The sequence below is a fragment of the Maricaulis sp. genome (genome assembly GCF_015665295.1).
Taxonomy (GTDB): Bacteria; Pseudomonadota; Alphaproteobacteria; order Caulobacterales; family Maricaulaceae; genus Maricaulis.
In genome coordinates, this window is the sequence record NZ_JADFAJ010000014.1 from 89761 (window position 1) to 108979 (window position 19219).

Genomic DNA, 19219 nt, shown 5'->3' on the forward strand with positions numbered 1-19219 from the left:
GGATCAGGCCTCCGTCAATCCGAATGCGGTACCATCGACAAGAACCGAGGCAATCCTGTGGAGCCCGGAAGCATTGGAGCCCTTGATGAGCACCACATCCCCCGGACCTACCAGCGACTTGACCTGATCCAGCCCCCCGGCCGCGTCTTCCGCATAGCCCGCGCGAACATTGTTCGGCAAGGCATCATGCAGATGCTTCATGCGACGACCGCAGGGCAGGACCGCGTCCACAGCTGCAGCGGCGAGATTGTCAGCCAGCGCAGCGTGCAGGCGGTTTTCATCCGGGCCGAGTTCGAGCATGTCGCCCAGCACCGCGATCCGGCGACCGCTGCCTTGCGGCGAGGCGGAGCCGAGGGCTTCAATGGCTGCCGCCATCGAGACCGGGTTGGCGTTGTAGGCATCGTCCAGCAGCGTGAAATCGCCACCGCCCGGCAAGGCGATCCGCACGGCGCGTCCACGGCCAGGCTCGGCGCCGACCCCGCACAGGGCTTCGGCGACATCGCGGGCATCGAGACCCGCTCCGGCGCAGGCGGCGAAGATCGCGCCGGCATTCCAGGCCCAGTGGGCACCGGTTGCCGCGAGGCGAAAAGGTGCGCGCACGCCCAGGACATTGGCAACGCCGCGCGAGCCGTCGAGCCCGGTTTCAAACGCCTCGATCCGGACCGCAGCCGTCGCGGCCGTTCCGAAATCGAGCATGAAGGCGGCGCAGGAATGCCTGGCGTGACGGGCCAGTCGTTCGGCATGGGCGTCATTGGACGGGTAGATGGCAACGCCGTCCTGCTCAAGCCCTTCGAAGATTTCCGACTTGGCGTCGGCAATGGCCTCGATCGTGCCGAGATGTTCCAGATGGGCCGGCGCGATGCGCGTGATCAGCGCGACGTGCGGGCGCACGAGGGAGGACAGGTCGCGGATTTCGCCGGCATGGTTCATGCCGAGCTCGAATACGGCACGCGTCGTCTCGCGCGGCATGCGGGCCAGGGTCAGGGGCACGCCCCAGTGATTATTGTAGGATTTGACGCTCCAATGGGCCGGACCGGCAGCGCGGAACACCGCTGCGATGGCCTCCTTCACACTGGTCTTGCCGACACTGCCCGTCACCGCGACGCGAATGGCAGCGCTGCGATCCCGCGCGGCGGTCCCCAGGGTGCGCAGCGCCTCAAGCGCGTCCTTGACCAGCAGCGCAGGCTCGACGCCGGTGTTTCCGCGCTCGACCAGACAGGCCGCCGCGCCCTTTTCCATGGCGGTCTTCACAAAGTCATGACCGTCGCGGACATCCCTGAGGGCCACGAAAAGATCTCCCGCTTCCAGGCTGCGGGTGTCGATCGAGATGCCGGTCGCGGTCCAGCCGGGCTCCCCGATCAGCATGCCGCCGGTCGCCGCCATGGCCTGGCCCGAGGTCCAGAGCTGTGACTTGTGGGTTTCAGACACCGGCGGCCTCCCTGCCGGCAAGGGCCAGCCGGCCCTGTTCCCGGTCGTCAAACGGATGCACGACATCGCCCACGGTCTGGCCGGTTTCGTGCCCCTTGCCGGCAATCAGCAGGCAGTCACCGGCGCGCAACATGGCGACGCCCTTGCGGATCGCTGTGGCCCGGTCGGCAATCTCCTCGGCGCCGGGACACCCCTTGAGAACAGCGGCGCGGATCGCGGCCGGGTCTTCCGAGCGCGGATTGTCGTCGGTGACGATGACATGATCGGCCTGGTTGGCCGCGATCACGCCCATTTTCGAGCGCTTGGTGGCGTCGCGGTCGCCGCCACAGCCGAAGATCACGATGACCCGGCCGCGGGTGTGCGGGCGGGCCGCTCTGAGCAGCTTGTCGAGCCCGTCAGGCGTATGGGCATAATCCACCAGGACCGGGGCCGCCTCGGCCGTCTCGCCAACCTTCTCCAGCCGACCCGGTACGCCGGTCAGTGTCCGCAGCGTGGCCAGCACGCTGGCTTCATCGACACCGTCAGCGAGCGCGATCGCGGCGGCACCGAGGGCATTGAGGATCTGGAATTCGCCGACCAGCGGAATGTCAAGCGCGTGCTCCCGGCCTCTCCAGGCAAAGACGACGCTCTGGCTGGCCGGGCGCGGCGTGATCTCGCGGATGGCGAGGTCGGACCCGCGCCAGCCAATGGTCAGGACCTCAAGCCCGCGCGCCCTCGCCGCCTCGGCCATCTTGCCACCCCACTCGCTATCGACATTGATCACGGCGCGGCCATCGACCGGCAATCGCTCGGTGAACAGTTTTAGTTTGGATGCGTAGTAATCAGCGAAATCGGGGTGATAATCGAGATGGTCCTGGGTCAGATTGGTGAAGGCGCCGACCTTCAGCCGGACCCCGTCCATGCGATGTTGCTTGAGGCCATGGCTGGACGCTTCCATGCCGAGATGGGTGACACCCTCACCGGCCAGCCGGTCGAGCGCCGCCTGCAGCGCGACGGCATCGGGCGTGGTGTAACCCGTCACTTCGATGGAATTGCCGCGCGTCACGCCCAGCGTTCCGAGGCAAGCGGCTTCGAGACCGGCCCCGGCCCAGATCTGGCGCAGGAATTCCACCGTCGAGCTCTTGCCATTGGTGCCGGTGATGGCGACAACATGCGCGGGCTGACGCGGATAGAAGCGCGCAGCCATGCGGGCCAGGAGGGCCGCCGGCTCGTCAACCAGGATGACCGGCACCGGCGCCTCGACCGGCGCGTCGGTCACGATGGCCGACGCCCCGGCGGCGAGCGCCTTGGGGATGAAATCGCGGCCATGCACCTTCACACCCGGCAGGGCGGCAAAAACGAAACCCGGCCCGACCTTGCGACTGTCCAGCGTCAATCCGCGCACGGTGAAGTCGGCGCGATCAATTGCCAGGCCTTCATCGCGCAAGAGCTCGTTCAGGGTCACGGGATCATCTCCGGCATCAGGGCAGCACGAACAAGGGCGGCGCGACCGACCGGATCTTCATTCGACCGTTCGACACCGAGAATGGGCGCGATCCGCGCCACGATCTCGCCCACCGCGGGCGCGGCAACCCGCCCGCCGGTGGGGCGCAGATAGGTCGGTTCAGGCATTTGCGGTTCATCGAGCAGCACGAGGATTGCGTATTGCGGATCATTGGCCGGGAAAATCGCCGAAAATGAGGAGATGAGCCGACTGGTATCATAGCCGCCGCGCGAGGGCTTGTCGGCGGTTCCGGTCTTGCCGGCGACAAGATAACCCACCGCCTCGGCATTACCACCGGTCCCGCCCACCACATTTTCGCGCATCAGGGCAAGCACGTCGCGCGCCACATCGGAGCGCATGACGCGCTCGCCGAGAATGGTCTCGTCGGCAGCGACGGGCAGCAGGGTCGGCGGCACATAGATGCCGTCATTGGCGATCGCCGCAAAGGCGGCAATGGTCGCGATCGGACTGACGGCGATGCCGTGGCCGTAGGAGATGGTCACCGTCTCGGTCGGCCCCCATTGCCGTGGCAGCAGCGGATCTGCGCTCTCGGCCAGCTCGATCGGCGCGCGCTCGAGCAGGCGCAGATCACCAAGGAAGCCGCGCTGGGACTCGGCACCGACTTCCAGCGCCATGTGGCCGGAGCCAATATTGGAGGAATGAGTAAAGATCTCCGGCACGGTCAGCCAGCGCTCTTCGCCGTGATAGTCCGAGATACTGTAGCCACCCACGGCCAATGGCGCCCGCGCATCATACCGGCTTTCAAGCGTGGCCGTACCTTCTTCCAGCGCCACCGCGACCGTAAAAGCCTTGAAGGTGGATCCCATCTCGTAGACCGACTGGGCGGCCCGGTTGAGGCGTTCGCCAGGGCTGGCATCGGCGGGACGGTTGGGGTCGAAATCCGGCAGCGACACCATGCCGAGGATTTCACCGGTGCGCACATTCATGACGATACCGGTTGCCGCCAGCGCGCGGTATTCCGCCATCGTCGCCCGCAGGACCTCATCGACATGGAATTGCACCGCCATGTCGATCGACAGGGCGACCGGCCGGCCATCGCCGGACATCAGCGCGCTGTCGAAGGCGCGCTCGGCGCCGGCCAGCCCGTCCATGTCGCGATTGGTGTAGCCGACGACGTGGGAGGCGAGACGGCCACGCGGATAGACGCGATGCGGCTCGGTCCGAAATTCCAGTCCCGGCAGGCCGAGCGCAAACACGGCCTGGCGCTGGCGCGGCGTGAGATTGCGTCGAACCCAGACAAAGCGGCGACGTGAATCCAGCTGCTCGGTGAGCGCCCCGATATCGATATCGGGCAGCACGGTCGCGAGCATTTGCGCTGTCTCCCGGGCATCCCAGACCAGGGCCGGATCGGCGTAGAGGGAGTGGGTTTCCAGCGTGGTGGCGAGCACCTGACCGGTCCGGTCGAACAGGTCACCGCGCGAATTGTCGACCGCAGCCTGGCGAATCGGCGAGGCCGCATGGGCAGGCCCGGCGACGGCGATCTCGACCGCGCGGCCGGCGAGGATGGCAAAGCCCAGCGCCATCGACAGCCCCATCACGCGAAGCCGACCACGCGAGGATTCCATCGCCCGGGTCTCGTCACTTTCGATGCGGAGCAGGCGCTGCATGTCGGCCGGCGCAGCTTCTGCCAGCGGCGGCGGGCCCAGGGTGCGCGCCTCGGCCGATACCGGCTTGCGGAACGGCCACAGACGCATCAGTCCGGACCTCCCACCTGTGTCGGCTCGGCCATCGCCATGGCACCTTCCGCCTGGCGCGCAAGGGTCTGGTCACGGCGCATGCCGGTCTCCTCGGGCCGGGCATCGGCGAGCAGCGGCAGATCGCTCAACTCGACCTCCCGGGACGGATCCAGCGGCTCGAAACCGAGATAGCGCCGGGCCAGGGCGCGCAGGCGCTCCGGGTCTTCCAGATGGGCAATCTCGACATTGAGCACATTGATCTGACGACGTTCCTCGGCGAGCTGGGCCTGGATATCCTCGAGCCGCTCCTGCGAACTCTTGGCCTCGGCCTTGGCGATGTAGAGCGCGACAGCGAGGGCTGCGGCAACGACGAACGCAATCGCATTGAGCGTGCGGATCATAGCGCGGCCTCCAGACGGGCGAGCGAGACAATACTCGTGTGAAGCTCCGGACTGTCTGACCAGGCAGGCGCTTCGGTGCGAATGGCGGCTCGCAGCTTGGCGGAACGGGCACGCGGATTGTCCGCGGCCTCCGCATCGCTGGCCGCCACGGCACGACGGGTCAGCAGGGAGAAGCTCGGCGCGGGACCGGCCTCAACCGCCGGCTCGTAGCGCGAACCACCACCTCCGGCGAGGCCGGCACGGCTCCGCAGGAAGGTCTTGACCATGCGGTCTTCCAGTGAATGGAAGGTAACCACGACAAGCCGCCCCAGAGGCGCCAGCAATTGCTCGGCGGCTTCCAGCGCGCGGGCCAATTCGCCCAGCTCGTCATTCACGAAAATGCGCAGCGCCTGGAAGACTTTGGTCGCGGGATGAATCTTGGAATGTTTTCCGCCCGTTGCGCGCGTGACGATGTCGGCGAGCCGATCCGTCGTCTCGATTTTCGCCTCGGCGCGCGCTGAACAAATGAATTTTGCGATCCGGCGCGAGCGGCGCTCCTCGCCGTACACATAAAATATGTCGGCGAGCTCTGACTCCTTGAGCCGGTTCACCGCATCGGCGGCAGTCGGGCCGGAGGCCGCCATGCGCATGTCGAGCGGCCCCTTGCGCATGAAGGAGAAACCGCGCTCGGCCTGGTCGATCTGCATCGAGGAAACGCCGATATCCAGAACAATTCCGTCCACATGGTCGATACCACGGGCTGCCAGAATCTCGGCCATGGCGGAGAAAGGCGCCTCGGCGAAGGAGAAGCGTCCGCCGGACGCCTGCACCAGCTGGGTCGCGGCCGGCTGGACCGACGGGTCACGATCAATGCCGATCAGCTTGCAGGCGGCCGCCGACAGGATGCCGCGCGAATAGCCGCCGGCGCCGAAAGTGCCATCAATGAACAAGGCCCCGTCGCGCGGTTCGAGCGCGTGCAGAACCTCACCGAGCATGACAGGAATGTGCGAAGCCTGGCTCATCACACGCCCCCTGTCCGGGGCGGGAGCCTGAGGGATTTCTTGTTGTCGCGCGCGAAATTGCGGGCAGAGGCCTTGCGTTCGGCAAGACGGTCCGGATCCCAGATCTCGAAGCGCGCGCCGAGACCGACAAAGGCGGCCTTGCCGCCCAGCCCGGCATGGTCGATCAGATCCCTGGGAAGGCTGACACGGCCCGTGCCGTCAAAGGCCAGGCCGCGCGTGTCGCCGAAAATGGTCTGCTCGAAGGCCGCGCGGGCGTCGTCATAGGGATCCATTTCCTCCATGAGCGCCAGATAGCGGTCAAGCAGCGCCTGCCCGCCGCCCTCCAGATAACCACCCTCGAAGGACGGCCAGACAAAAATCTTCTCTTCGGGGTCATTCCTGACGACCGCGCGGAAGCCGGCGGGAACGGAAACCCGCCCCTTGGCATCAACACCATTGATCGTCGTTGACAGAAACACGCTCGAAACCCCCGGAGCCATGAGACCCGTCCCTCATGGTTAACGATGGGATAACATGGGATCGGATGGGAAACAATGACGAAAGGGTCGTTTTTCATGGATTAGCGCGCCTCTAGAAGTATTCGAATATGAGAAAAACAAGAACAGGAAGAGAACATTAAGTTAATATCCACAGGCGCCGGTTCGGCTGATCCTTGGAATCCCGGAAAATTCTCGAAAACCGGGGATTGTTTCCGGAATGGCAAAAGCGGTCGCTTCGAAAGACCGGATCCGGTGAACGGGCAGCTGCCAGCGGACTGGCGGCGAGATTGATGCCGAAATGGAAATGACACCCGCGGGGGGCCTGGGCGGCCCGCAGCGAAGCCCTGCCCGCTAGCTGCGCGAATCATGGGCGACTGCGCCGGGGTACGGCCTTTTCCGAAAGACCTGAAACGCGACGTCCGCGCCGCTCCCCGGCAGAGCCTTGCCGGCCATATCGTCTTCTGAAACGGGAAATGTGATCAGGCGGCCTGTAAGCCGGGTCTTGTCCCCCGGCGAACCGGGGTGACGATCATTCATCTGCGATCGTGCTTGCACACGACCTGTTGCGACCTACCCGGACAGCATGCGGAGGCGCACGTGCAGCCCGAAAGCTGCGGTCTGTCCCTATTCGGTCTTGCTCCAGGTGGGGCTTGCCTAGCCCTCTTCCTTGCGGTCGAGGCGGTGCGCTCTTACCGCACCGTTTCACCCTTGCCTGGCCCGAAGGCCCGGCGGTCTGTTCTCTGCTGCGCTTTCCCTGGGGTCACCCCCGCCGGACGCTATCCGGCACCTTGCCTCCGTGGAGCCCGGACTTTCCTCGACAACACCGTTTCCGGCCCAGTTGCCGCGACCGCCCAGCCACCTGATCGCGCTTTAATTCGTCCAGTCTCGGCCCAGCGTCAAGCGCCGGCTGCCTGCGGCACGGTCGCCGGCCCGCTCAATCATCGCCCTGGGTTGCGAGACGGGCGATCAGGCCACGCGTCTCGTCATCCAGCACGCCATCGACCCGGCTTGGCCGCCAGCGCCGCTGGAAAGCCTCGACCACGGCCTCCAGGCCGGGTTCGAGCGAATAGCCGATCCGGCCGAGATACTCCGCCATATCGCCCCCGGCTCCGGGCTCGGCCGGCATGGCACGGGCACAGCCGGCTGCCACCAGCTCGCCCCACGGGAAATGCTCGCCTGGATCCTGCTTGCGGCCTGGCGCGACATCGGAATGGCCGATGACACGGTCGGGACCCAGCGTGTGGCGGCTCATCAGGTCCCGCACCAGGGCGATCACGCTCTCGATCTGTTCGGGCGGGTAGCCGGGCAGGTTGAAGTCATGGCCGCCATTGACGATCTCGATGCCGATCGAGGCGGAATTGATGTCGGTCTCGCCCTGCCAGCGGCCAACGCCGGCGTGCCAGGCGCGCTTGTCCTCACCGACCAGCTGGAAAATCCGCCCATCCTCCTCGACCAGGTAATGAGCGCTGACCTGGGCCTGCGGATCGCGCAGGCGCATCAGCGCCGCCTCGCCGCTGTGCATGCCGGTATAGTGCAACAGGATGAGGCTGATCGCGGCCTTGCGGTCATTGAAATTGAGAGACGGCGCTGCCGTCACATCGAGCGTCACAATGTCTTCTCCCGAGCCAGTGCGGCGGCAGGCAGCTTCCTGTTCTGGCGCAGGGCTATGATCCCGACCCCGACCAGCGTCAGGGCGCCACCGACATACAGGCGCCAGCCGGTCGGGTCACCGGTCAGCAGAATGCCCGATACAACGCCGACCAGCGGCGCCAGCAAGGTGATCGGGGCAATCAATGTTGCATCATAGCGCTGGAGCAGGTTGTAGAAAACGCCATGGCCGAAGATATTGACCAGCACCACGGTGATCAGCAGCGCCAGCCCGAAGGCCCAGCCACCTGACAGGACGCCGGCCATCTGGTTGGTCTCGAAAGTCAGCGACAGGAGAAGCAGGGGCGGCCAGGAGATCAGTCCGATCCAGGCCTGCATGCGGATCGAGTCCATCGGCAAGCGCTTGACCAGGATCATGCCCAGCGAGGCGACGAAGGCCGCGCCGACGCCGAGCAGCATGCCAAACGACATGTCGACAGCCTCGGGATTGAAGATCACCAGCATCACCCCGGCAAAGGCCAGCGTCATGCCGGCAATGCGCGGCAGGCCGACCGTCTCCTTGAGGAAAATGACCGACAGGATGGTGGCGAAGGGCACGCCCATCTGCACCGCGATCGCCATGCCCGACGGGCTCGCCCAGCGCATGCCGAGAAACATCAGCGCATACTGCAGCGCACCCATGCACAGGGCGACACCGATCATTGTCTTGATATCGGTCGGGCGCGGTCTCAGCCATGGCGCCAGGAAGGCGTAGAGCAGGGCAAAGCGAAGAAAGGCGAAGAAGATCGGGGGCACGCCATCAAAACCCGGCACCCAGCCCGGCGAGCCGGTCACGGCGAATTTGGCCACCACGAAGTTGAAACCCCAGACGACACAGACCGCGACGAGAAGAAGGAAGTCCTTGAGACGCATGCAATACTCATGAACGCCGCCGCGAAAGGCGGCAAGTGCTTATTGCGAATAGCCGAAATGCGCGTCGAGAAATTCCAGGAAGGCATTCCAGTCCGATGACTGCACGCCATGCAGGCCGCGCCGCATGAAAACAGCGAGGTCGGCCTCGGCATCAAACCCGGCCAGTCGCGACTGGCGCAGCCCGTCCGAGCCGTAGAGCTCGTAGACCGGCATAGCACCCCGGGCGGCCCGGAAACTGCCCTGCGGATCCGACCAGGCATCGCGCCAGCCCCCCCCGATCAGCAAGGGGCGCGGCGCCATGAGCGCGATCAGCTGATGCTGATCGAGCGGTATGGCCGCCTCGTTGTCCGCGTAGCCGGCATAGGTCTGGTTGAACCAGTAGGGATAGGTTTCGGTGATCTGGGCAACGCTCTCGCCAGCATCGCTTCGGGTCAGCGTGGTGCCCCCGGTCCCGGCCTGATGGGCCAGCACAAGATCAATACGCGGATCGAAGGCGGCAGCGACGAGGGCTGACTTGGCATTGCGCGAATGCCCCCACACTGCCATGCGCTGCGGGTCGAAACGCGGATCGCTCTCCAGCGCGTCGATTGCGCGGGCATAGCCCCAGGCCCAGGCGATAATGGCACCGGTTTCGCGGCCCGGCGTCAGCGCCTCAAGGGCTGGCGGTGCACCGGCCGGATTGTCCGGCACAATGTCGCCGGGATGCAGGAAGGCGAGCGCATACCCGCGATCAAGGATTTGCTCGAAAGGCGGCGCGGCGATGTATCGCCCGAAGATCGCGCCCATCAAATACCCCTGCCAGCCATTGTCCTGACCACATTCGCGGGCCGAGGGGTTCGTCGGCGGTGACAGATCGGCCCGACCGCCGAAGGCTGTGCGTGTCCCGCAGAAAGTCTGCATGACGATCACCGGGACCGGCTCCACGGCCGCATTGGGCAGAACCACGACGAGATGGGTCCGGACCGGCCCCATCACGACATCCCATTCCTCGATCCGACCCCGGCCTTCAAAGGCATCGGCCTCGACCAGGCGCGTCCCTGTGACCTCGGCCGGTTCATCGCCGGGCCAGGCGCCATAGACCTCGGCCTCGAAGCGGGCGAGCCGCTCGGCGCGGCCGGCTTCCCAGGCAGCCCGTGTCAGATTTCCGGTTTCAATAGGAGGGGTTGCGGCCGGGCCCGACATTTCGGTCGTGACCCGTGGCAGCACCATCGACACACAGCCAACGAGCATCATCGGCAGGGCAATGCCGATCAGGAAAAGAAACGCACGGATCATGAAGAAGGTCGCCCCGACTGGTTGAGCATCACGAGAGCCTAGCTGCAGCCCCCGCCCGGCCCAATCACAATTCCGTGTCGTTCAACGGCAGGCTTGCGTGGAGCAGCAGAAACCGCCTTGCCTCAGCGCGACGACGGCCCGACGCCATCAACGGTCCAGCCTTCCGGGCCCCGCGTCGCGACGAGGATTTCAGGGCCGTTTGACCGCGTCTGGGACGGGCCGGTCGAGGCCCGGCCACCGCGCAGCTTGCGCCAGACCCAGAAACCGGCAGCCGCGAGAACGGCAATACCGGCGACGACCAGGAAGGCGGCGGTCAGCATGGCGGCGAGGAAAATAACAAGTCCCACCACGGCCAGCGCGATGAAGGCTGCGAGAATATCGCGAACCACCCGGCCGGCACGTCCGGAGAAACCTGATGCGAATGTGTGTCGAGCGTCCGTCATGAACCTCTTTCCGTTTTCGCCCCCGCTTGCCTTACATGTTGGCATCAATGCGCCAAAGGTCAATTGGCAAGCGGTGTGACCAATCCGCGTTGCGCCAGGATCTCGCCGTAAGCGGCATTGATCGCAGCCATTTTCTCATCGGCGAGGCGCTGGATTTCCAACGGCGCGCCGCGCGCGATCAGGCGGTCAGGGTGATTCTGCGAGGCGATGCGGCGATAGGCCTTGCGCAGGTCGAGATCGGAAATGCCCGCCTCGATTCCCAGAATGACGTAGGGGTCCTTGTCATCCGGCTCGACATGGCCGGCCAGGATGCGGCGGAATTCTGTTTCCGAGAAGCCGAAAATATCCGCCACGCGGCCCAGATAATTCATCTCGTCCGGCGTGATGGATCCATCTGCCTTGGCCACGTGAAACAGCCCGTCCAGCACGTCTTCCAGGATCGCCGGGTAACAGCGAAAGCGGCGCGCCAGACGGCGCGCATACCCGTCAAAGCCAAGCGTGGTCTGCATCGCCAGTTCGAACGCCCGGTCGAGCGCATCGCGGCCTTCCGGTGGTGGTTTGAAGACTTCGTAGAAGGCCCGTATCTCGCTGCGCGAGACGATGCCGTCGGCCTTGGCCATCTTGGCGCCCAGCCCGATCAGGGCCATGGCGAAATCGGCATCATTGACCTGGTGCATGGCAGCGCGCTCGTCGCAACCATCGCATTCAAGGAAACAATCGCGACCGCTGATACGGTCGGCCAGATTTCGCCAAAATCCCATACGCGTCACCCTCCGGTCGCCCATGTAGGAAGCGCGCACTCAAAGCGCGAGTGTCCGGGGCCGGTCCTGAGCAGTCCATCTCCAGCTTAAGCCGGTTGCACCCTGCCATGCCATGCTTAACCTCCGCGCGATCAGGCAATGAGGTCCAAGACATGAGCGAGCGGACGCGTGAGGCGTGGGAATTCTGGATCGACCGGGGCGGCACCTTCACCGATGTGATCGGTCGCGCGCCCGACGGTCGCCTGCATGCGCTCAAACTGCTCTCGGAAAGCCCGGACTATCGCGACGCCGCGACCGAGGGCGTGCGGCGCCTTTCGGCGGGCGCACCGGTCAGCGCGGTCAAGATGGGCACGACCGTCGCAACCAATGCGCTGCTGGAGCGCAAGGGTGCCCCCACCCTCTTCCTGGTCACCCGCGGCTTCGCCGACCTTCTGGTCATCGGCGACCAGACCCGTCCCGACATCTTCGCCCTGGACCTCAAACGCCCGCGCCCGCTCTATGACCGCGTGGTCGAGATCGACGCGCGGCTGGATGCGAACGGAGCGGTCCTCACCCCGCTCGACGAGGACATCGCCCGCAACGTATTGGAGGCGGCCCGGGCTGCGGGTCTCAAAACGGTCGCCATCGCGCTGATGCATGCCTATGGCAATGACGCGCACGAAGCCCGGCTGGAAACCCTCGCCCGCGAGGCCGGTTTTGCCACCGTCATCCGCTCCTCCATCGCCTCGCCGCTGGTCAAGATCGTGCCGCGCGCCTCGACCACCGTTCTGGATGCCTATCTGACACCGGTTCTGCGTGACTATGTCGACCGGGTCGATCGCGGTCTGGACGGCACCCCGCTCTTTTTCATGCAGTCCTCCGGCGGGCTGGCGCCGGCCGGCGCCTTCCATGCCCGCGACGCCGTCCTGTCGGGCCCGGCCGGCGGCGTGGTCGGCATGGCCAAGACGGCGAAGCAGGCCGGCCATCCCAAGGTCATCGGCTTCGACATGGGCGGCACCTCGACCGATGTTTCGCGCTATGACGGCGACCATTACGACCGTGTCCAGGAGACTCTGGTCGCCGGCCATCGCCTGCGCGCACCGATGATGGCCGTGCATACTGTCGCCGCCGGCGGCGGGTCGATCCTCACCTTTGACGGCGAACGCGCCCGGGTCGGACCGGACAGTGCCGGCGCCATGCCGGGACCGGCCGGCTATGGCCGCGGCGGACCGGCCGCCGTCACCGACGCCAATATCGTGCTCGGCCGCATCCAGCCGGACTGGTTCCCGCATGTCTTCGGCGACACCGCCGACCAGCCGCTCGATGTCGAGGCCTCGCGCGCCGCGCTGCGAGACCTGGCCGAGGCCATGGGCCTGGACACACCGGAAGCCGCCGCCGAGGGCTTCCTCGCGGTTGCCGTGGAGAGCATGGCCCAGGCGATCAAGCAGATCTCCATCGGCCAGGGTGTCAATCCGTCCGCCTATGCCCTCGCCGCCTTTGGCGGAGCCGGCGCCCAGCATGCCTGCCGGGTCGCCGATGCGCTGGGCATGACCACGGTTCTGATCCACCCCTATGGCGGCCTGCTCTCGGCGCTGGGCATCGGCCTCGCCGATATTCGCGAGACCCGTCTGGCCGCCGTGGAAGCGGATTTCATTGACGCGTTCGACACCGCCAGCGCCCTCGCCGACCGCCTGTCCGACGAGGCGCGCGAGGTGCTCGCGGACCAGGGCCTGCCGCTCGCCAAGATGCGCGTGAGCCGGGAATGGCGACTCAAAGTCTCCGGTTCCGACACGTCCATCCCGGTGCCCGCCGATACGGCGTCGGCCATGGCCGCCCATTTCCGCGCCGCCCATGAACGCCTGTTCGGCTTTGTCCCCGAGGGTGATCTGGTCATCGAGTCGGTGACCGCCGAGGCCGAATGTGCCCCGCCCGGCGCTGGTGACTGGTCCGTGGACATGCCGTCTGCAACCGCCGGCACGCCGCGCCCGACCGGGCTTGCCCGCATGTTTGATCAGGGCAGCTGGCAGAATGTGCCGGTTTACACGCTCGACCAGTTCGGACCCGGCAGCGAGGAGATCGGCCCGACCCTGATCATGGATCCCAATGCGACCATCGTGGTCGATGCCGGCTGGAAGGCGGTCCGGCTGGAAGACGGGACGCTGTCGCTCCAGCGCGCGGTTGCTGCCGCCGAGGCCGGCGGCGATACGGCGCTCGACCCGATCCGGCTGGAATTGTTCAACAAGCGTTTCATGTCCGTCGCCGAACAGATGGGCGTTGCCCTGGAACGCACGGCCCACTCGGTCAACATAAAGGAAAGGCTCGACTTTTCCTGCGCAGTCTTTGACGCGGATGGCGGCCTGGTCGCCAATGCGCCGCACATGCCGGTCCATCTCGGCTCGATGTCGGCCTCGGTCCGTGCTGCCGCCGCCGCCCATCCCGATCTCGGCCCCGGCGACGCCGTCGCGGTCAATGCGCCCTATGATGGCGGCACGCATTTGCCCGACATCACCCTGGTCACCCCGGTGCATGATCGCGAGACCGGGACACGCATCTTCTATGTCGCCGCGCGCGGCCATCATGCCGATGTCGGCGGCATCGCGCCGGGCTCCATGCCACCGTTTTCGACCTCGATCGAGGACGAGGGCGTGCAGTTCCGCAATGTGAAGGTGATGGAGAAGGGCCGCTTCCTCGATGAGGTCGTCAAGGGCGTGCTCGCCTCCGGCCCCCACCCGGCCCGCAAACCGTCCCAGAATATCGCCGACATGAAGGCCCAGCTGGCCGCCTGCGCCAAGGGGGCGGGCGAGCTGCACCGGCTGGTCGCGGACAATGGGCTGGCGGTCGTGAAAGCCTATATGGGCCATGTCCAGGACAATGCCGAACGCGCCGTGCGGCGGGTCATCGACGCCCTGACGGACGGATCGCACACGGTGCGGCTGGATGACGGGGCGGAGATCCGTGTCGCCATCCGGGTCAATCGCGAGGCGCGCTCGGCGATCATTGATTTCACCGGCACCGCCCCCCAGCGACCGAGCAATTTCAACGCGCCGGCCTCGGTTGCCCGCGCCGCCGTGCTTTACGTGTTCCGCTGTCTGGTAGGCGATTCCATCCCGCTCAACGAAGGCTGTCTCAAGCCGATCGAAATCATCCTGCCCGAGGCCTGCCTGCTCAATCCGCAGCCGCCGGCCGCGGTGGTCGCCGGCAATGTCGAGACCAGCCAGCTGGTCGTCGACGCCCTGTTCGGCGCCACCGGCCGCCTCGCAGCCAGCCAGGGCACGATGAACAATCTCACCTTCGGCAATGACCGGCACCAGTATTACGAGACGATCTGCGGCGGCGCCGGCGCCGGTCTCGACACCCAGGGCAAGCCCTTTGCCGGCGAGAACGCCATCCACACCCACATGACCAATTCGCGCATGACCGACCCGGAAGTGCTGGAACGCCGCTTCCCGGTCCGCCTCGAGCATCATCGCATCCGCGACGGCTCCGGCGGCAAGGGCAAGGCCAGCGGCGGCAACGGGTCGGTGCGCCGGCTGACCTTCCTCGAACCGATGGAAGTCGCCCTCCTCTCCTCGCGCCGCATCGAACGCCCTTTCGGGCTGGATGGCGGCAGCGACGCCCTCAGCGGCACGCAGCGCGTCATCCGGGCGAGTGGCAAGGCCGAGGATCTTCCCGGCCTGTTCCGGATCGATGTCGAGGCAGGCGACAGCGTGGAGATCGAGACGCCGGGGGGTGGCGGGATGGGCGCATAGACCCGACCCGGCGGGCATGGCGCCCGGGCGTCAGGCCGGCTTGCGCGGCCAGCCCGCCCACAGGAAGAGCGCCAGGAAGCTGGAATTATAGACGACATTCATTGCCCCGCCGGCGAGGACAGATGCGGTCGAGTCAGCGAAAAACCAGGCTACGCCACCGCAAAGGAGGGCGAAACGGGCTGTCTTTCCGCGCGCCAGCGCCAGAAAGGCAACACCCCAGCCGACCATGAGCCCGCCCATGATACCGAACAGCAAGCGTTCGGCTGCCGTCGTGATGCTTTGGGCACCGTCCAGCGGCAGGAAAACGAGGTCCAGAAAGATGTCTGCCCCGGCATCGATAGCCGGCACGGCGCCGGTCGCGGTGCTCAGCCCGACCAGGATCAGGACCCAGGCGGCAAGATGGAGGCGGTGATCGGTCATGCGCAAATACCTTTTCCTCTTCGATGCAGGCAGGTTCATGCCCTTTCTGGCGCAAAACAATTACCTTGGAGGTCATGGTACAGGCGCAGGCGTCATGGCAAGCTGTGACCATGCCAACGTCGATATCCCATGCCCAAGCACGAGCCCGGTCCGATTTCGGCAACCTGCTGCGCAGCTGGCGTCAACGCCGCCGTTACAGCCAGCTCAGCCTGTCGCTCGCAGCTGGCGTTTCCTCCCGTCATCTCAGCTTCCTTGAAAGCGGGCGCTCGGCGCCGAGCCGGGCGATGGCGCTGCTGCTGGCCGACTGTCTCGAAATACCGCCAGAAGCGCGCAATGCCCTGCTGAACTCGGCAGGCTTCGCGCCGATTTACACCCGCACCCCGCTGGACGCAGAACAGCTTGCGCCGATCCGGGAGGCCTTGACCGGCATGATGCACGCCAGCAGCCCGGCACCCGCCTTCCTGCTCGATACCTACTGGAATGTGATCGATGCCAACCAGGCCGGAACCCTCCTGCTCGGCGGCGACAGGAAACCCGGTAGCAGCTTGATTGAACGTCTGGTTGATGAGCCAGCCTTGCGGGCGCCCATCCTCAACTGGCCGGAGGTGGCGGCCGTCATGATGAACCGCCTGCTCTGCGAATCCCGCCATGAGGGCGGCAATCCGAGATTGGAGGCACTGGCCCTGCGGCTCTGCGACCATGCCGCCGATCCGCTGAGCCTCGACCCGAGCGATGCGATCCTGACCCTTCACTACCAGACCCCGTTGGGAGACATCACACTGTTCACAACGATCGCCGAGCTGTCTTCAGCCCAGGACCTGACCCTGCGGGAATTGCGCCTCGAGATCTTTTTCCCCGCCAATGCCGAGAGCCGCACACGCCTTCAACACCTCGCCACCGCGCAAGATTAAGCTTCGGACAGATTTGATCCAAAACCGGATGGGGGCCGTAACCTCGTCTGTCACATGCATGAGACGACCCTCCAGTGATCCGGTGGCGGCCGCCGCCGGTGATCACCCCAAACGAACAAGGGAGCGCACACATGCGTCTCGTCTCTCTGGCTGCCCTGACCGCAGCCCTGATTTCTGCCCCGGCCCTTGCGTCTGACGCGCACGGAACCGGCAAGACCAAGTTCGATCATCATGGTGGTGGCCACAGCGCCATGACCCAGGCCGACATTGTCGACACAGCGGTCGCGGCCGGCCAGTTCAACACGCTCGTCGCCGCCGTCCAGGCCGCCGGCCTGGTCGACACGCTCAAGGGCGATGGCCCGTTCACGGTCTTCGCTCCCGTGGATTCCGCCTTTGCCGGCCTGCCGCACGGTGAGCTCGAGCGCCTGCTGATGCCGGAAAACCGGCACGAGCTGGCCGGCATCCTGACCTATCACGTGGTTCCGGGCGCCATCACCTCGGACCAGTTGAGCGGCCAGATCCTGTCGGTCGAGACGGTGGAAGGCTCGAGCGTGCTGATCGATGCCACGGACGGTGTCCGTGTTGGCAATGCCCAGGTCGTCCAGGCCGATATTGCAACCTCGAACGGCATCATCCACGTCGTCGACCGGGTCCTGATCCCGACCGGCTGACCGGATATCGCGGGTTCGGGCAGGCCCCAGGGCCTGCCCGCCCTGCCTAGATAATCTCGTCCTCGTCAAACAACGGGTCATTGCTCAGGGCTTCGCCGAGCTGAACCATGGGTTCTTCATTGCGTCGCTTGAGGATTTCCGCGATGTGGACGACGGCGTCCCCCTCATTGACGATGGGCAGGACGGTGCGGCCGATGATCAGCCCGTCGCAGGGCGCGGTGATCTCGACCTCGGTGGTGCCGAGCGGGTCGCTCAGTGTGGCAATCAGCGTGCCTTCCCCGACATGCTCGCCGCAATCACGGTGCATGCGCAAGACGCCGCCCATCGGGGCGCGGGCCCAGCTCGACTTGTTGCCGATCTCCGAGCGCAAGGTCGCCTTGATGCGCTTGTCGGCGCGGATCATGCCGAGATTGCCGAGCACGCGCAGAATGCCCTTCACGCCCATGCGCAGCGCCGTCTCGTCAAAGCGCAGCGCCTCACCGCTTTCATAGACGATCACCGGAATGTCGCGCTTCTGTGCGGCCTCGCGCAGCGAGCCGTCGCGCAGCGAGGAGTGGACGATCACCGGGGCGGCGAATTCCTGGGCCAGTTCCAGCGCCTTGGGCACTTTCGTATCGACCCGGATCTGCGGCAGGTTGGTGCGATTGACGGCGGCGGAGTGGAGATCGATCCCGGCCTCGCAACGCTCCACGATCTCGGTCATGAAGATGTCGGCCAGCCGCGCCGCCAGCGAGCCCATGGGCGCGCCGGGGAAGGAGCGGTTGAGATCGCGCCGGTCGGGCAGGTATCGCGAATGGGTGATGAAGCCATAGGTATTGACCACGGGCACACAGATCAGCGTGCCGGCGATCGAGCGCATCTGCGGCGTGCGGATCAGGCGGCGGATCATCTCGACACCGATGATCTCGTCGCCATGGATGGCGGCTGACACAAAGACGACCGGCCCCGGTCGCTTGCCGTGCAGGACCTGCACAGACAGCGACATCGGGGTATGATCGGACAGCACCGAGACTGGAATCTGCACGATTTTCCTCGTACCGGGCGCAACCTTTTCGCCGGCAATCTCGAAGGACGTCCGCGTCATCCGGTGCCGCGGGTCTTTGTCTTGCCGGGCACGGCCGTCTTCTCGACGAAATCAATGATGATGTCGGCCACATCGACACCGGTCGAGGCTTCGATGCCCTCGAGGCCCGGCGAGGAGTTCACTTCCATGATGAGCGGGCCGTGATTGCCGCGCAGCATGTCGACGCCGGCGACATTGAGACCCATCACCTTGGCGGCGCGTACGGCCGTCGAGCGCTCTTCCGGGGTCAGCTTGATCTTGGTTGCCGAGCCGCCGCGATGCAGGTTGGAGCGGAAATCACCCTCGGCGCCCTGGCGCTTCATGGCCGCAACAACCTTGCCACCGACCACGATGGTGCGGATGTCGGCACCGCCGGCCTCCTTGATGAATTCCTGGACCAGGATATTCACCTTGGCGCCGCGGAAGGCCTCGATCACCGACTTGGCCGAGCGACGGGTTTCCGCCAGCACGACCCCGACGCCCTGGGTGCCCTCAAGCAGCTTGATCACGACCGGTTCGCCGCCGGCAATGTCGAGCACATCATCCGTCATCGCGGTGTCGTGGGCAAAGGCGGTGACCGGCAGGCCGAGCCCGGCGCGGGAGAGGAGCTGCAGCGAGCGCAGCTTGTCGCGCGAGCGACCGATGGCGACCGATTCATTGGCCGACCACACACCCATCATCTCGAACTGGCGGACCACGGCCATGCCGTAATTGGTGATCGAGGCCCCGATCCGCGGAATGATCGCGTCATAGCCGGTCAGCACACGCCCCTGATAGCGCACCTCGGGGCGATGCGAGGTGATGTTCATATACATCTTGAGCGTATCGTAGATATCGATCTCGTGGCCGCGCGCCTCGGCCGCCTCAACCAGCCTCTTGTGCGAGTAGAGGTTGGGATTGCGGGCCAGCATGAGCAGTTTCATCAGAATCTTCTCCGG

The 19219-nt window shown here is 65.8% G+C and carries 17 protein-coding genes and 1 other RNA gene; 3 read left to right on the forward strand and 15 right to left on the reverse strand.

All coding sequences use genetic code 11. From position 1 onward, the window contains the following. Positions 1-3: 3 nt before the first annotated feature. The 12 genes from murF to QZZ02_RS07570 form a co-directional block, all read right to left on the reverse strand. Positions 4-1428 (reverse strand): UDP-N-acetylmuramoyl-tripeptide--D-alanyl-D-alanine ligase, encoded by a 1425-nt coding sequence (gene murF / locus QZZ02_RS07515; RefSeq protein ID WP_291843402.1) that lies wholly within the window; start codon positions 1426-1428, stop codon positions 4-6. Further along, the gene (locus QZZ02_RS07520) at positions 1421-2872 is read right to left on the reverse strand and encodes a UDP-N-acetylmuramoyl-L-alanyl-D-glutamate--2,6-diaminopimelate ligase (RefSeq protein WP_291843403.1); all 1452 of its coding nucleotides are present in this window, start codon (positions 2870-2872) and stop codon (positions 1421-1423) included. Before QZZ02_RS07520 ends, murF begins: the two co-directional genes overlap by 8 nt. Continuing rightward, the gene (locus tag QZZ02_RS07525) at positions 2869-4626 is read right to left on the reverse strand and encodes a penicillin-binding protein 2 (RefSeq protein WP_291843404.1); all 1758 of its coding nucleotides are present in this window, start codon (positions 4624-4626) and stop codon (positions 2869-2871) included. Before QZZ02_RS07525 ends, QZZ02_RS07520 begins: the two co-directional genes overlap by 4 nt. After that, positions 4626-5009, reverse strand: a complete 384-nt coding sequence (locus QZZ02_RS07530; RefSeq protein ID WP_291843405.1) for a hypothetical protein — start codon at positions 5007-5009, stop codon at positions 4626-4628. The genes QZZ02_RS07525 and QZZ02_RS07530 overlap by 1 nt, the downstream gene beginning before the upstream one ends. Continuing rightward, the gene (gene rsmH, locus QZZ02_RS07535) at positions 5006-6010 is read right to left on the reverse strand and encodes a 16S rRNA (cytosine(1402)-N(4))-methyltransferase RsmH (protein WP_291843406.1); all 1005 of its coding nucleotides are present in this window, start codon (positions 6008-6010) and stop codon (positions 5006-5008) included. Before rsmH ends, QZZ02_RS07530 begins: the two co-directional genes overlap by 4 nt. Continuing rightward, a complete protein-coding gene (locus QZZ02_RS07540; protein WP_291843408.1) occupies positions 6010-6468 on the reverse strand; it encodes a division/cell wall cluster transcriptional repressor MraZ in 459 nt (152 codons plus the stop codon). Before QZZ02_RS07540 ends, rsmH begins: the two co-directional genes overlap by 1 nt. Positions 6469-6964: 496 nt before the next feature. Continuing rightward, positions 6965-7352, reverse strand: an RNA gene (rnpB, locus tag QZZ02_RS07545) — RNase P RNA component class A. 71 nt (positions 7353-7423) lie between these two features. Continuing rightward, positions 7424-8098: an N-acetylmuramoyl-L-alanine amidase gene (locus tag QZZ02_RS07550; RefSeq protein WP_291843410.1), complete on the reverse strand. Its 675-nt coding sequence runs from the start codon at positions 8096-8098 to the stop codon at positions 7424-7426. Continuing rightward, on the reverse strand, positions 8095-9009 hold the full coding sequence (locus QZZ02_RS07555; RefSeq protein WP_291843411.1) for an EamA family transporter: 915 nt from the start codon (positions 9007-9009) through the stop codon (positions 8095-8097). The genes QZZ02_RS07550 and QZZ02_RS07555 overlap by 4 nt, the downstream gene beginning before the upstream one ends. A 39-nt stretch (positions 9010-9048) precedes the next feature. After that, positions 9049-10284 (reverse strand): hypothetical protein, encoded by a 1236-nt coding sequence (locus QZZ02_RS07560; protein ID WP_291843412.1) that lies wholly within the window; start codon positions 10282-10284, stop codon positions 9049-9051. A 122-nt stretch (positions 10285-10406) separates the two neighbouring features. Further along, positions 10407-10727, reverse strand: coding sequence for a hypothetical protein (locus QZZ02_RS07565; protein ID WP_291843413.1), 321 nt, complete (start codon positions 10725-10727; stop codon positions 10407-10409). 59 nt (positions 10728-10786) lie between these two features. Continuing rightward, positions 10787-11488, reverse strand: coding sequence for a molecular chaperone DjiA (locus tag QZZ02_RS07570; protein ID WP_291843414.1), 702 nt, complete (start codon positions 11486-11488; stop codon positions 10787-10789). A 152-nt stretch (positions 11489-11640) separates the two neighbouring features. Between QZZ02_RS07570 and QZZ02_RS07575 the strand changes: the two genes are divergently transcribed. Further along, positions 11641-15216, forward strand: a complete 3576-nt coding sequence (locus QZZ02_RS07575) for a hydantoinase B/oxoprolinase family protein (protein WP_291843415.1) — start codon at positions 11641-11643, stop codon at positions 15214-15216. A gap of 30 nt (positions 15217-15246) precedes the next feature. Here the strand turns inward: QZZ02_RS07575 and QZZ02_RS07580 are convergent, their stop codons facing one another. After that, positions 15247-15636 (reverse strand): hypothetical protein, encoded by a 390-nt coding sequence (locus tag QZZ02_RS07580; RefSeq protein ID WP_291843417.1) that lies wholly within the window; start codon positions 15634-15636, stop codon positions 15247-15249. A 110-nt stretch (positions 15637-15746) separates the two neighbouring features. Here QZZ02_RS07580 and QZZ02_RS07585 point away from each other — a divergent pair, with 110 nt between their 5' ends. Further along, positions 15747-16547, forward strand: coding sequence for a helix-turn-helix transcriptional regulator (locus tag QZZ02_RS07585; protein WP_291843418.1), 801 nt, complete (start codon positions 15747-15749; stop codon positions 16545-16547). Positions 16548-16798: 251 nt separating this feature from the next. After that, positions 16799-17218 (forward strand): fasciclin domain-containing protein, encoded by a 420-nt coding sequence (locus QZZ02_RS07590; protein WP_366511514.1) that lies wholly within the window; start codon positions 16799-16801, stop codon positions 17216-17218. Positions 17219-17264: 46 nt separating this feature from the next. Here QZZ02_RS07590 and QZZ02_RS07595 read toward each other — a convergent pair whose 3' ends face one another. Together QZZ02_RS07595 and rimK are read right to left on the reverse strand one after the other, a co-directional pair. Then, a complete protein-coding gene (locus QZZ02_RS07595) occupies positions 17265-18302 on the reverse strand; it encodes a succinylglutamate desuccinylase/aspartoacylase family protein (RefSeq protein ID WP_291843420.1) in 1038 nt (345 codons plus the stop codon). Then, complete coding sequence (rimK, locus tag QZZ02_RS07600; protein ID WP_366511515.1) at positions 18299-19204, reverse strand: 30S ribosomal protein S6--L-glutamate ligase; 906 nt, start codon at positions 19202-19204, stop codon at positions 18299-18301. Before rimK ends, QZZ02_RS07595 begins: the two co-directional genes overlap by 4 nt. Positions 19205-19219 lie beyond the last annotated feature (15 nt).

What these genes read in the sequence shown, in the direction of transcription:
- QZZ02_RS07525 (WP_291843404.1), bottom strand. Translation starts at nt 4,626, where the DNA reads ATGCGTCTGTGGCCGTTCCGCAAGCCGGTATCGGCCGAGGCGCGCACC.
- QZZ02_RS07530 (WP_291843405.1), bottom strand. Translation starts at nt 5,009, where the DNA reads ATGATCCGCACGCTCAATGCGATTGCGTTCGTCGTTGCCGCAGCCCTC.
- rsmH (WP_291843406.1), bottom strand. Translation starts at nt 6,010, where the DNA reads ATGAGCCAGGCTTCGCACATTCCTGTCATGCTCGGTGAGGTTCTGCAC.
- QZZ02_RS07555 (WP_291843411.1), bottom strand. Translation starts at nt 9,009, where the DNA reads ATGCGTCTCAAGGACTTCCTTCTTCTCGTCGCGGTCTGTGTCGTCTGG.
- QZZ02_RS07560 (WP_291843412.1), bottom strand. Translation starts at nt 10,284, where the DNA reads ATGATCCGTGCGTTTCTTTTCCTGATCGGCATTGCCCTGCCGATGATG.
- QZZ02_RS07565 (WP_291843413.1), bottom strand. Translation starts at nt 10,727, where the DNA reads ATGACGGACGCTCGACACACATTCGCATCAGGTTTCTCCGGACGTGCC.
- QZZ02_RS07570 (WP_291843414.1), bottom strand. Translation starts at nt 11,488, where the DNA reads ATGGGATTTTGGCGAAATCTGGCCGACCGTATCAGCGGTCGCGATTGT.
- QZZ02_RS07575 (WP_291843415.1), top strand. Translation starts at nt 11,641, where the DNA reads ATGAGCGAGCGGACGCGTGAGGCGTGGGAATTCTGGATCGACCGGGGC.
- QZZ02_RS07580 (WP_291843417.1), bottom strand. Translation starts at nt 15,636, where the DNA reads ATGACCGATCACCGCCTCCATCTTGCCGCCTGGGTCCTGATCCTGGTC.
- QZZ02_RS07585 (WP_291843418.1), top strand. Translation starts at nt 15,747, where the DNA reads ATGCCAACGTCGATATCCCATGCCCAAGCACGAGCCCGGTCCGATTTC.
- QZZ02_RS07590 (WP_366511514.1), top strand. Translation starts at nt 16,799, where the DNA reads ATGACCCAGGCCGACATTGTCGACACAGCGGTCGCGGCCGGCCAGTTC.
- QZZ02_RS07595 (WP_291843420.1), bottom strand. Translation starts at nt 18,302, where the DNA reads ATGACGCGGACGTCCTTCGAGATTGCCGGCGAAAAGGTTGCGCCCGGT.
- rimK (WP_366511515.1), bottom strand. Translation starts at nt 19,204, where the DNA reads ATGAAACTGCTCATGCTGGCCCGCAATCCCAACCTCTACTCGCACAAG.